Source organism: Microcoleus sp. PH2017_35_SFW_U_B, from assembly GCF_020737865.1.
Lineage (GTDB): Bacteria > Cyanobacteriota > Cyanobacteriia > Cyanobacteriales > Microcoleaceae > Microcoleus.
In genome coordinates this window covers 56,501-69,220 of record NZ_JAEQDE010000029.1, presented here as the reverse complement: position 1 = coordinate 69,220, position 12,720 = coordinate 56,501, and the positions used below count along the sequence as shown (strand labels likewise).

Annotated in this window: 12 protein-coding genes; 7 read left to right on the top strand and 5 right to left on the bottom strand. The window is 45.6% G+C overall.

The genetic code is table 11. The annotated features are described in order from the left end of the window. Positions 1–397: 397 nt before the first annotated feature. Positions 398–1,729 (bottom strand): HEAT repeat domain-containing protein, encoded by a 1,332-nt coding sequence (locus tag JGK36_RS06830; RefSeq protein WP_293187178.1) that lies wholly within the window; start codon positions 1,727–1,729, stop codon positions 398–400. A 249-nt stretch (positions 1,730–1,978) separates the two neighbouring features. Between JGK36_RS06830 and JGK36_RS06825 the strand changes: the two genes are divergently transcribed. Beyond that, positions 1,979–3,178: a transposase gene (locus JGK36_RS06825; protein ID WP_293193479.1), complete on the top strand. Its 1,200-nt coding sequence runs from the start codon at positions 1,979–1,981 to the stop codon at positions 3,176–3,178. Between the two features lie 12 nt (positions 3,179–3,190). Here JGK36_RS06825 and JGK36_RS06820 read toward each other — a convergent pair whose 3' ends face one another. The 3 genes from JGK36_RS06820 to JGK36_RS06810 form a co-directional block, all read right to left on the bottom strand. Next, positions 3,191–3,340: a hypothetical protein gene (locus tag JGK36_RS06820; protein WP_293177818.1), complete on the bottom strand. Its 150-nt coding sequence runs from the start codon at positions 3,338–3,340 to the stop codon at positions 3,191–3,193. A 260-nt stretch (positions 3,341–3,600) separates the two neighbouring features. Next, complete coding sequence (locus JGK36_RS06815; RefSeq protein WP_293177820.1) at positions 3,601–4,053, bottom strand: CPBP family intramembrane metalloprotease; 453 nt, start codon at positions 4,051–4,053, stop codon at positions 3,601–3,603. A gap of 115 nt (positions 4,054–4,168) precedes the next feature. Then, complete coding sequence (locus tag JGK36_RS06810; protein ID WP_293196565.1) at positions 4,169–4,810, bottom strand: phosphoribosylanthranilate isomerase; 642 nt, start codon at positions 4,808–4,810, stop codon at positions 4,169–4,171. Between the two features lie 134 nt (positions 4,811–4,944). Between JGK36_RS06810 and psaK the strand changes: the two genes are divergently transcribed. From psaK to JGK36_RS06790, 4 genes are all read left to right on the top strand, one after another. Next, positions 4,945–5,229 carry a photosystem I reaction center subunit PsaK gene (gene psaK, locus JGK36_RS06805; RefSeq protein ID WP_293177824.1) on the top strand — a complete coding sequence of 95 codons (285 nt, stop codon included), beginning with the start codon at positions 4,945–4,947 and terminating at the stop codon, positions 5,227–5,229. A gap of 80 nt (positions 5,230–5,309) precedes the next feature. Further along, on the top strand, positions 5,310–6,506 hold the full coding sequence (locus tag JGK36_RS06800) for a site-2 protease family protein (protein ID WP_293196563.1): 1,197 nt from the start codon (positions 5,310–5,312) through the stop codon (positions 6,504–6,506). A 356-nt stretch (positions 6,507–6,862) separates the two neighbouring features. After that, positions 6,863–8,821, top strand: a complete 1,959-nt coding sequence (locus JGK36_RS06795; protein WP_293196561.1) for an adenylate/guanylate cyclase domain-containing protein — start codon at positions 6,863–6,865, stop codon at positions 8,819–8,821. Positions 8,822–8,868: 47 nt separating this feature from the next. After that, positions 8,869–9,657 (top strand): DUF928 domain-containing protein, encoded by a 789-nt coding sequence (locus JGK36_RS06790; RefSeq protein WP_293177831.1) that lies wholly within the window; start codon positions 8,869–8,871, stop codon positions 9,655–9,657. 255 nt (positions 9,658–9,912) lie between these two features. Here JGK36_RS06790 and JGK36_RS06785 read toward each other — a convergent pair whose 3' ends face one another. After that, entirely contained in the window at positions 9,913–10,662 is a 750-nt protein-coding gene (locus JGK36_RS06785; protein WP_293193475.1) for a biotin/lipoate A/B protein ligase family protein, read from the bottom strand. A 145-nt stretch (positions 10,663–10,807) separates the two neighbouring features. Here JGK36_RS06785 and JGK36_RS06780 point away from each other — a divergent pair, with 145 nt between their 5' ends. Both JGK36_RS06780 and JGK36_RS06775 read left to right on the top strand, forming a co-directional pair. Next, entirely contained in the window at positions 10,808–11,131 is a 324-nt protein-coding gene (locus JGK36_RS06780) for a co-chaperone YbbN (protein WP_293196559.1), read from the top strand. A gap of 214 nt (positions 11,132–11,345) precedes the next feature. Next, positions 11,346–12,569 carry an LL-diaminopimelate aminotransferase gene (locus JGK36_RS06775; protein WP_293193474.1) on the top strand — a complete coding sequence of 408 codons (1,224 nt, stop codon included), beginning with the start codon at positions 11,346–11,348 and terminating at the stop codon, positions 12,567–12,569. The last annotated feature ends 151 nt before the right edge of the window (positions 12,570–12,720 follow it).

Here is a 12,720-nt window from a genome sequence, read left to right as displayed (position 1 = left end):
AGTTGACAGTTGTCAGTTGACAGTTGTCAGTTGGCAGTTGGCAGTTGACAGTTGGCAGTTGGCAGTTGACAGTTGACAACTGAAATTTGTCATATCAAATCCGGTAGCATCGGAATAATATAGGACGCTCGCACTACGGATGCAAAACTGAGATGCTCCCAAACGATATCAGTTGACGATATCTGCTCATTGACACTCTCGGGAGCATCTCATTTTTGCAAAAAACATTTCTTTCTACAGTGCTGTCCCCGCTCGCTTGGTTCTATAAGCAAGCGAGCGGGGACAGCACTATTTTAAAAGCAAAACTGAGAAGCGACCAAAATTAAAGACACAACAATGTTGTGTCCCTACGGTGTTTTAGGCAATTGAGAATTGCTATATTTAGGCTCGTAACTGCTTAACGCTTTGGTTTCTTGATATCCATCAGTTTCGGTTTCACCGCCGGAGTGCGCGGGTAAAACTTAAACTTATTGAGCGCCGCACTTGCCGATTTGGCCACACCGCTATCTGTATCTCGCAAAGCTCTTTGCAAGAGCGGAATCACTTTTTCAGACTTAATCATTGCTAGTGCTTCCACAGCAGCTTCGCGCACTTCCGGGTTGAAATCTTGAGCTAATTTACCCAAGGTTTCTATGGCTCGCTGACCGTCGGTTCTCAAAGCATTAGCCGCACCCATTTTACCTAAAGCAGACGCTGCAAATTTGCGAGTTTCTGTGTCCTGACTTTGAACGCATCCCATCAACTGCGCCACCGATGAGTAGTTTGGTGTTTGTCTGGGAGATTCAAGCGTTTGTCTGATTTCGAGTTGTTCTAAATCAATTGATTGTGGTTCGGAAAATTCTGTGTAATTTAACTCTTGTTCAACTTCAGGTTGATTGAACTCAGGTTGATTGAACTCAGGTTGATTGAACTCACTTGATGGTTCTTCTTGCCAAACTTCTTGTTGTGGTAAATCCGATGTAAATTCTGTTGGATTTAACTGACTGAACTGTTGCTCCGGGATTTCTTGTTGTTGTACATTACTCTCGTATTGCTCTTGCAAAGACCTGATAGTAGCTTGCATCTGAGCTTCGCGAGCTTGAAACTGCTCGTGAGCGGCTTGCAACTGACTTTCGTATTGCTGTTGCAAAGCCTCCGTCGTTGATTGTATGTCAACTTCGCTGTTCCCATATTGCGAGGCAGCTTGTCTCAATTGAATTTCGTGTTGTTTTTGCAGGTTTTGAAAATGTTCATCCATCTGAGCTTGATAACTGTCATGCAATTCGTCAGAAAGTGTGAGTATATGACGTTCGTGTTCGGCTTGCAAAGATTGTATATTTTCCTGAAGCCTAGCATTGTGAGCGGCCTCTAATTCCTGGGTGAATTGTCGCATCTGCTGCTCGTGGGCGCCTGCAACTTGTTGGAGCCGATCGCGTTCTGCTAAAACTTGTTGGAGTCGATTTTCGTATTGAGTCGCAACTTGTTGAATCTGATTTTCGTATTGAGTTGTAACTTGTCTGAGTAAATTTTCGTGTTCAACAGTAGCGCTTCTAAACCGATCTTCTCCTTCTCGGTGTGGAGATTCGGTAGTTTGTTGCATTCGAGATATCTGAGCTAGTTCTATATCCTGAGCTATTCTGCGAGTTTGCAGCAAGTGTTCTTGCTTTTGCTTGTGCAACCGCTTTTCCACTAACCAGTAAGCCGCTGCTATCCCCGCCAAAAAACCTACGATCGCTCCTATGATTTCCACAACTGAGCTCCTCCGGACAATATAGTGATGCTGGACTTTTTACAATTTAACCATACAGCCGGGAAGTCCCGCGCTCTACCTGTACAATCCGTGAGCGTCGGGCTCAAAGGCGAGCGAGTTGACGATTACAGCCGAGCCGCACAACGCGCAGCGTTTGAGGTTTGAGGCTTGATGAGAAAACGAGCCAACTTATTGACAACCGCAAAATCCTTGTGTTAATTTTTTACCAGAAATGCCGATAGCCGATAAATGCCGAAAGCTTACAAGTTCCGAATCTACCCAGCGCCCACCAGCAACAGTATTTTGCTGGTGATGAGAGGTTGTTGTCGATGGTTTTGGAACTATAGTTTGAATAAGAGCCAAGTAACCTATAAGGAAACTGGTAAGGGATTGAGCAGATTGGCTATTCAAGGTATGCTACCAGCGCTCAAGAAGGAATACCCTTGGTTGAAAGATGGGGCATACTCACAAAGCTTGCAAGTAGTAGCACTGAATCTATCAACTGCTTACAAAAACTTCTTTGAGAAACGTGGTGGGTTTCCTAGCTTCAAATCCAAGCACAACAGGCAATCTGTCAGCTATCCCCAGAATGTGAAAATTCTGGAGAGCACTATAAAATTTCCGATTATTGGTGAAGTCAAAGCCAAGATTCATCGCCAGTATGATGGCACGATCAAAACTGTAACGGTATCCCAAAATCGAGATGGTTCGTATTTTGCATCGGTACTTGTTGATGATAAAATTGGCACTCCAGATGCTAATATCGAAGGAAAAGCAATTGGCTTAGATGTTGGGCTAACTGATTTCTTGGTCACGTCTGACGGCTCTAAGTACAAGCATCCTAGAGCAACCGCTAAACATCGTAAAAATCTGAAGCGCAAGCAACAGAAGCTAAACCGAAAAGTCAAAGGCAGTAACCGACGGAATAAAGCCCGGAAGTTAGTAGCCAAGGTGAATTCTAAAATCAAAAGAGTGCGTGAGGATTTTCTGCACAAGCTATCCCGCAAGATAGTCAACGAAAACCAAGTAATTGTAGTAGAAGATCTAAATATCAAAGGAATGGTAAGAAACCATTGCCTAGCCAAAGCTATCTATGATGCTGGCTGGGGAATGTTTGGAACAATGCTTAAGTATAAAGCCGAGGCAGAAGGCAAGGTCTATTTAGAGATTGACCGATTCTTTCCTAGCTCCAAAACTTGTAACCATTGCTTGTTCAAAGTTTCTAAAATGAATTTGAAAATACGCCAATGGAAATGTCCTAAGTGTGATTCTGTGAATGATAGAGATATCAACGCAGCGCTAAACATTAGAGACGAAGGCTTGCGGTTTTTGGCGTTGGGAATCAGCGCTACTGCCAGTGGACGCAATGTAAGTCAACCCGGAAGAATCTCGGTTCTTTCGGATGCTGTTGCGGTGGAAGCTGGAAGCCCACTCTCTACCGCAAGGTGAGAGTTGGGTAATTCACCCATATAGCCTCTTGTAACCGCCCAAGAGCAGCAGCCAGACTGTCACTCCCAGCCAGTGAATCACCACCGCAGGCCAGATGGAACCGATGAGCAGGTATGCGATGGAGCACGCTACTCCCAAAACAGCGGCGAGTAGCAAAAACACGGGATTCTTGACATACCTCCTCGTCCTGAAGGAGCGAGGATTCCTTGACGCTTCACAGCAATGTGCTACCGAAGTAGTCTTACCCTCGCTCTGCGTCCGTTTAGAGTCTCCCAATGCCCTGTGGCGACTATGTTTCATTGTACTCAAGCCTAAAGCTTATTGTCTTCAGGGATGTAGTTAAACATTGCCCCTCGGAACTGTCTAGGTACGCTCTCATCGTAGCTATTTCAACGTGTCTTGAGCCTGTAGACTTCTCTATTTTAGCACAAAGCCGTCCTAAAAGGACGGGGTTTTAAACCCATTTTTCTGATAAAGGTCGATCGACCGATCGGATAAAAAGTCAGTGCGTTGAGCGGGTGGTAAACTACAAACAACACCAAACTGGAGCATCCCCAAAACCACAGCATTAGCCCAGAAGGGTTCTCAAAAGCGTGCGGGAGCATTAACACGCGGAAAAAAACTTCCTCAGTCAGCCCCGGAGTTAACAAACAGCCCGCGAGCACTCCCGCAATTATCGGCCCGGAGGTTTGCACGTCTACTTTCAGAAATCCCGACCAAAAACCGATGGGAAGTGCGATCGCGCTATAAACTAGCACCAGCAGAGCTACAACCAGCCAATCGGTGAAATCGGGAATAGTTGAAAAAGCGTGGGTGAGGCGGCGTGCTAGCAAGTCGAAGGGAAGAAGCGAGAATAAAGAGAGAAAAGGAAGCATCTCAGTTTTTGCTTTTATAGTGCGAGCGTCCCCGCTCGCTTGGTTCTATCAACAAGCGAGCGGGGACAGCACTCAAACACAAAAAATGCTTTTTACAACAATGAGATACTACCGTTTATTTTAAAGCTTTTAATCGATCGAATAACTGAGCAACTTTGGTCAAATCTTTATCTCCCGGCGCTATTTCTACGCCGCTCGAAAGGTCAACACCGCTGAAGTTATTGCCGATCGCGCGATCGATCGCATTTAAAATATTATCCGGTGTTAAGCCGCCCGCCAGCAGCCAAGGACAAGCTGGTTTAAACTCTGCTAACATCATCCAATCTATAGTTTTGCCAGTACCGCCAAGTTGAGCCGGATGGTAAGCATCCAACAGTAAAGTATCGACACGCAGGGCGTAAATTGCAGCGGTGGCTAACGTTTCATGACTCTTAACTCTCAAAGCTTTGATAATTTCAATTCCCGGCAAAAACTCGCGCAGCCGATCGCAATATTCCGCTGTTTCATCTCCGTGCAGTTGCACCCCACTTAAATTTGACTCTGCCGTTACTTGACAGATATTTTCTATTGTGGTATTTGCAAACACGCCAATGCGATCGACATTTTTCGGCAACTGTTCGACAATCAGGCGAATGGTTTCGGGGCTGACATAGCGCGGGGAAGCGGGTACGCAGATAAACCCCAAAGCTTGGGCTCCCAAACGGGCGATCGCCATTCCCTGGTCTAATTTAGTGATTCCGCAAATTTTTACCCGCACTCTTTTTCCTCTGTGCTGAATTTGTATCAAAATATAAACGAATTGTTAACTATTAAAACAAATCTTAGTTTAATGCAAAATACTTTTTATAATTTTCTAAATCAATTAATCTGTGAAATCCGGAGCATATAAACATGATTAACTCATCTTTGCTGTTAGCCGTACCATCTGCCACTGCCTTAACGGTGGAGTGGACACCAATGGTAGGACTGACAATGATTATATGCAACTTGCTGGCGATCGCGATCGGCTACTACGGCATCAACAAACAAAACCGAGGCAAGGGCCCAGCTTTACCCGTTGCAGTCCCTGGAATGTTCAAAGGCTTCGGCATCCCAGAATTGCTGGCCACAACCAGCTTGGGCCACTTGCTCGGGGCAGGAGTAATCTTGGGCTTGGGTAACGCCGGAGTGCTTTAAAAATCACGGTTTGGGAAAGGCAAGGGTTTGAAAAGATATAATAGAAATTCATTCTTCCTCTCCTTTCCCAGGAAACTTTCATGCAGACAGGTTGGCGAATCGGCTCTTTATTTGGCATCCCGCTACTCATAGATTATTCGTGGTTTATAATTTTAGCCCTAGCAACCCGCGAATACGCCAGCAGTTACCGATTGTGGGGATCTGCGCTCTCCTGGAGTGCCGGGTTCGCAATAGCTTTGCTACTATTTGCTTCCGTACTGTTGCACGAATTAGGGCACAGCTTGGCGGCGATGTCGCAAGGCATTAAAGTTAATTCTATTACTCTATTCTTATTTGGCGGAGTAGCTTCGATCGACTCTGAATCAAAAACTCCGGGTCAAGCTTTTCAAGTAGCTATTGCTGGCCCTCTCGTCAGCTTTGCGCTGTTTTTAATCCTCGGTTTGGGTTCTCAAGTTTTCCCCCAGACAAGTTTGCTATCAATTATTACAGAAAAAGTAGCAGTAATCAATCTAGTTTTGGGATTATTTAACTTGATTCCCGGGCTGCCTTTGGACGGAGGACAAGTTTTAAAAGCAGCAATTTGGAAAATCACTGGTTCTCGATTTGCCGGCGTGCGTTGGGCTGCAAAAACAGGACAAATTTTGGGTTGGTTGGCTGTTGCTTTCGGTGTCAGTTTATGTTTGTTAGCGCGCCAGTACGGCGGTTTGTGGATGGCGCTGATCGGCTGGTTTGCGATTCGGAATGCTAGTAGCTACAGTCGCTTTACTTCGTTGCAAGAAGCGCTGCTCAAAACTAAGGCCGCCGATGCAATGAGCCGCGAGTTTCGAGTTGTCGATGCAAATTTGAGTTTGCGAGAATTTGCCGATCGCTATTTGCTAGAAGTCAATCCCTTTCCATTTTACATCGCTGCGACCAACGGGCGGGATTTGGGCTTAGTGTCGATCGACGATATCCGCTGCACAGAGCGCAGTCAGTGGCAAATTCAGACTTTGCACAACATTTTGCAACCCCTGGAAAAAACCCCCACAGTCTCCGAAAAAGCATCCATTGCAGAAGTAATTAACAGCATGGAAGCCCGCCAACTCCCGCGAATCCTCGTCCTTTCGTCCATTGGTGCAGTCGTAGGGACGATCGATCGGGGCGACGTGATGAAAGTTATGGCAAAATACCTCAAACCCAAGATTTCCGAAGCTGATATCAAGCACAGCAAAGAAGAAAACAGTTATCCCCTGGGATTGCAGTTAAGTGCGATCGCTAAAACCGTACAAGAAAATTAATTTAAAATGGGGCATCAATAATCCAGATTAGTCACAATTTCAGGTTTCATTCAGTTGACAGTTGACAGTTGACAGTTGACAGCTTGATAGCTTGATAGCTTGATAGCTTGATAGCGACATCTACCTAGAAGGAAGAGAATTGGAATAATGAATAGTCTTCTTTTTTTAAAGTTATCCCGATGGGGGGAGAGGCTTTAAACCAATTATTTCTGCTAAATAGGCGTGCATAAATAAACTCAACCTAAAAAGCTAATTTCCTTGCTGTCAGGAACTTATGACCCACGGTATTGTTCTGTTAATTATGACCGCCTACATAGCACATTTTTTTGTCCAAGATGGTTAAAACAAAAATTCTTATGCCCAATCTTTTTAAGATATTTCATCAATTGGGAGAGAAACGTTGTAGTTGGAAAAAGTTAAGTTTTTCCTTACCCTTCGCTGATTTACAACCTCTTGCCGTCACCTGCATTGTCGTGACAGGAACTCTCTTAGGAGTGCGACATTTAGGTTGGTTGCAGCCCTTGGAATTGAAGGCTTTTGACTTGATGGTACAGTTGCGCCCCGATGCAGGCCCTGACCCGAGGTTGCTAGTAGTGACAGTCACAGAACTGGACATTCATACTTTTAAGAAATGGCCAATCTCTGATGGAGTTTTAGCGAAGGCGATCGCCTCCATAGCGCGTCTCGAACCCGTCGCTATTGGTCTGGATATAATCCGCGATATCCCCTACGAACCAGGAAACGCAGAATTGGCAGCTCAATTCACAAACCCCAAACTCATCCCGATTACTTTCATCGGCAAGTCAGAGTACGATCGCGCTCTACCACCTCCCAACATACCCAAAGCACGGATAGGATTTAACGATTTAGTAATCGATCCAGACGGCATAATTCGCCGGAGCTTGATCTTTCGTTCCAACGGACAATCCACTCTCAGCTCATTTGCGCTCCGGCTGGCTTTCAAATATATTGACAGTAAAAAAATTCCTTCAACACTCACAAAAGATCAAGAAATAAAAGCAGGAAACACAGTCTTTTCGCGACTGCGATCGGACTCAGGAGGTTATCAGACAATTGACACTGGAGGCTATCAAATCTTGCTCAATTATCGCTCTCCTGAAAATACGGCAAAAACCGTGACACTCACTCAAGTTTTGGAGGGAAAACTAGACCCCGAATTGGTGAAGGGTAAAATAGTGATAATCGGGGTTACAGCCCCAACTACAAAAGATGTCTTTTCTACCCCTTACAGCGCCACTGCCAGCGACAACCGCATGATGCCTGGAGTCTTTATTCATGCAGCGGCAACTAGCCAAATTATTAACGCAGCTTTAGATGGCAAAAATCTATTTTGGTTTTGGGATGAATGGCAAGAAATGCTCTGGATAGCTGTTTGGGGAGCAGTTGGCGGCTGTTTAGCTTGGCGGCTAGAAAATACGATCAATTTCATAGTCAGCGCGATCGCACTTAGCGGCATATTATGGGGATTCACATTTTTTCTATTCACTCAACAGGGGTGGATATCACTGGCCTCACCGACACTAGCATTTTTGATCGCCCCAGCAGTTGTAATCACATACAAGTACCAGCAGTCAAAGCAGCAGCAAGAAATTGTGATGAAATTATTAGGACAGCAAACCTCACCGGCGATCGCCAATGCCCTGTGGAAAGAGCGCGTCCATCTCCTCCAGTCGGGCCTATTGCCGGGGCAAAGACTAACTGCTACAATGATCCTGACAGACTTGCAGGGTTTTAGCACTATTTCCGAAAAATTATCCCCAGAAGTAGTAATGCCTTGGTTAAATGAATATTTATCAGCAATGGCCGAGGAAGTGCAAAAACATCAAGGGGTGATTAATAAATTTACCGGAGATGGAATGCTGGCTGTATTTGGTGTTCCTATCCCCCGCACAACTCCCGAAGAAATTGCCGAAGATGCTCGCCTTGCGGTATCTTGCGCCCTAGCTATAAGTGCGTGCTTACCAGCCCTGAATCAAAGTTGGATCGATCGCGGTTTGCCGTCGGCAAAAATGCGAGTCGGAATTTTTACAGGGCCGATAATGGTGGGCAGTTTGGGAGGCAAAACCCGTTTAGAATATGGAGTAATCGGTGATAGTGTCAATATCGCTTCTCGCCTGGAAAGCTGTGAAAAAGATCGGCAAGAGGACACCTGCCGCATTTTAATTGCCGAAGAAACCTTAGTGCATATTCAAGGAAAATTTGAGGTAGAATCTTGGGGAGCTTTACCTTTAAAAGGCAGGGAGCAAAAAGTTAATGTCTATCGCGTCTTGGGAGGAGAAAGATCGTCCAAGTAAAAATAGACAACATATCTTACAAACATCATGCAAATCCTAGAAAAAAAATGACTAAATTTACACTAAAATCCCTCGTCTTTAGTTCCATATTGTTGATAGGAGCATTTAATGCTTGCCAATTTGCAAGTGTGGGACAGCCAACGCCAGATAATGTGGGCCAGCCGCGCAATACTGTACCGGGAGGGCCGCGCTTCGCTCAGCCCCGTGAAGATATGGAGCAATCGCCCCCTCGATCGCCCAGATCGACGACGCGCGGTAACTGTCGCAACAGCGAGCTAAATGCAATAAATCTCACAGGCTTAGTCCCTCAAAATAAAATCTCACGAACTGTTTCCGAATATCCAACATTCTTTTTCTACTTGCCTCCAACAAGGGCGGAATCAGCCGAATTTATCCTACTAGATCCAAGCGGCAAGCAGATTTATAAACAGACTCTCAAAGTTGCCAATTTATCAGGAGTAATCGGCGTTAGTATCCCCGCTAACAAGAATGTGCCTCCCTTGGAAGTAGGCAAAAAATACACTTGGAATTTTACAGTGATTTGCGAGGCTGAAGAGAGATCTGCCGATCTGCTCGAAATTGGTACTATACGGCGAGTTGATCTCAGTGCAGATATCCGCAGTGAATTAGAAAAGGCAGATCCGCGGCGGAAAACAGCTATTTATGCTGAAAATGGGATTTGGCAAGATGCTCTCAGCAATTTAGCTGCTGCTCGTCGCGATCGCCCTTCGGATACAATGCTGGATGCTGATTGGGAAAGCTTGCTAGATGCAGTGAAATTGACCAAAATTGCCAAACAGCCGATCGTCCAAGTGCAAACTGAGCCAAAACCATAAGCTCTACAGCATTTAAATTTAACTTTTTGGGTGTTGCCAAGAGCGCCCACCCCACAAGCATGATACCAAAAATCTTTTGTGGAACGGCCATCTTGGCTGTTCCCAAAAGATGAGGTACGTTGTTGGGCTTCAGCCCTCTTAGTAACAGTATTCGTAGGGTGCGTCGCCACCAACAATCCCTCAAAAAAATCGACAATTTCACGGCATCGACCTGTAGGAGATTACAGATTAAATTCTATAGAATTCTTTCAGCTATCAACAAATAGATTTTTTTTGAGTCAATTCCCAAATATCCTCCCATTCCTCCTCCGAAAGTGGCCGCACCTCCAAATCAATATCAAAACAGCGACAAGCCGCCGCACTCAAAGCATCAATTACAGTTGCAATCAAATCATCTCTCCCTTCAGATAGAGGTAATTTCACAGGAATTAATTCCTCCCCAAAAACCTGAGAAAACAAACCAATATCCGGCTGCAAACGCATCGAACCATGCTGCAAAATAGCATCACCACGGCGCAATTGCGCGCTACCAATTAACTTGCAGCCATCAACCGTCACCAAATCCGCACCCGTCGCCGTACCAAAACAATTGGGATTGTGAATGTAACCGCGCCCAGCTTCCCCGTAGTGCAAATCCACACCGATCGCCCGCCAACCTTCAATCAAAAACTCGCATATAGTGTGATAAGCTTTCAAGCGGCTGCTCTCAAATCCCGACGCCACAACTGCATAAGTCAAATCCCCTTGGTGGAGCACAGCGCGCCCACCGCTAGGGCGTCTCACCAACTCCAGAGGCTGTCCCTCCCAAGATAGCTGCTGCCAAAATTCCGGCCAGCGCTGCTGGTGGTAGCCCAAGGAAATCGCCGTCGGTGCCCAGGTGTAAAATCGCAGAGTTGGCGGATTTTTCCCCGCTAGATGCTTTTCTAGCAGCCATTTGTCGATCGCCATCTGCACCCTACCAGACGCCGACAGCAGCGGAATTAAACGCCATACAGAATTAGCCATTAGCCCCCATTCCTGAGTTTATACTCAATAAGTTCGCAGGATGTTTTAAAATTAGAAACAGTTTTTTGTGCCTGTCTTTTAATTTGGTGCAAGTTTAACGCCCGCCCGTGCTTTAAAAATAATCAGGAAAAATCATCGTACAACCATGAGCAACAGTGTAATTGTCATTAACGACGAAAAATTTGAAACAGAAGTCCTGAAAGCAGAGCAACCAGTGCTTGCCTATTTTTGGGCATCTTGGTGCGGGCCTTGCAAACTCATCGCGCCCTCGATCGACTGGATGGCTGCCAACTACAGCGACCTAAAAGTGGTTAAAATGGAAATTGACCCCAATCCTGTTACTGTCAAACAGTATAAAGTAGAAGGAGTTCCAGCACTCAGACTGTTTAAAAATGGCGAAGTAGTCCTTTCCCACGAAGGAGCTATTACCAAACAAACATTGCTCGGTTTGCTAGAAGGTCACTTATAAAATTTTGAAATGATTCGGGAGTTTCCAACTCCCCACCCACAACTAGATCCATCCCCAATAAATTTTCAACATCTCTCCTTTCTCTTCAATCTCTCTCTTCCTCTGCGCCCTCTGCGCTCTCTGCGGTTAAAAAAAAATGTCTGAAAAACATCAAAAATAATCAGTTTTTAGCAATTTTAAATGATTGATTAATATCAATAAAAATACAAAAAATATGCAATTTGCCAAACGTTTACAACCCCTAAAATTTAATGTATTTGCCGATATGGATCGGGCAAAAGCTCTAGCAAGAGCCGCCGGACAAAATGCGATCGACTTGTCTCTGGGTTCTTCCGATTTGCCTGCGGCTGCTCACATTACAGATGCGATCGCCAATTCCCTATCAGATCCTAGCACCCACGGCTATTTACTGTTTAACGGAACCCGCTCTTTCCGGGAAGCAGCAGCTTCCTGGTACGAGCAAAAATTTGGGATTTCAGTCGATCCAGAAACAGAAGTGCTGCCGTTAATTGGTTCCCAAGAAGGCACCGCGCATATGCCTTTAGCTGTGCTCAACCCCGGAGATTTTGCTTTGCTGCTAGATCCGGGCTATCCTTCCCACGCGGGAGGTGTGTATTTGGCGGGCGGTCAAATTTACCCGATGCCCCTACTAGCAGAAAATCAGTTTTTGCCTGTTTTTGAAGATATTCCGATGCCCGTCTTGGCTCAGTCGAAGATGATGGTTTTGAGCTATCCTCACAATCCTACAACTGCGATCGCCCCGCTGGCATTTTTTGAGAAAGCAGTGAATTTTTGTCGCCAACACGAGCTCGTTTTAGTTCACGATTTCCCCTATGTGGATTTGGTGTTTGACGATTCCGTAGGGGCGGTGGATGGTGCGCGCCCGCCCTCCGATATCCAGGAATTTCGTAAATTGATGGCGCCGTCGATTTTTCAAGCCGATCGAGATAAGAGTGTGGCGATCGAGTTTTTCACGCTATCAAAATCCTACAATATGGGAGGCTTTCGAGTTGGATATGCGATCGGCAATCCCGAACTAATTACAGCCCTGCGACAAGTAAAAGCCGCCGTAGACTTCAACCAATATCTAGGGATTTTGAACGGAGCCAGCGCGGCATTAACGGGCCCCCAAGATAGCGTCACCACCAGCGTCGAAACCTTCAGAAAACGCCGGGATACCTTTGTAAATGCGCTAAGGGCGATCGGCTGGGAAGTGCCCGTACCCCCCGCCACCATGTACGTTTGGGCGAAACTACCAGCACCTTGGGCGTCGGATTCGGTGAAATTTTGCACTCAGCTAGTACAGAGTACAGGAGTCGCAGCATCCCCCGGCGCCGGTTTCGGGAAATCAGGAGAAGGCTACGTGCGATTTGCCTTAGTTGAGTCACCTGAAATTTTGGAAGCAGCGGTTAGAAAAATTGCGGAATTTCTCAATTAATTGCTCAGTTAAAAAGATTGTATTCATGCACTCTCCTCTCTTGAAATTATCTGCGTTTATCTGCGTTTATCTACCTATATCTGCGGTTAATTTATCAATCCAAGATTTATTAAATCATCTCGTGCCGGCTCAATTAACCGCAGTAAGATTC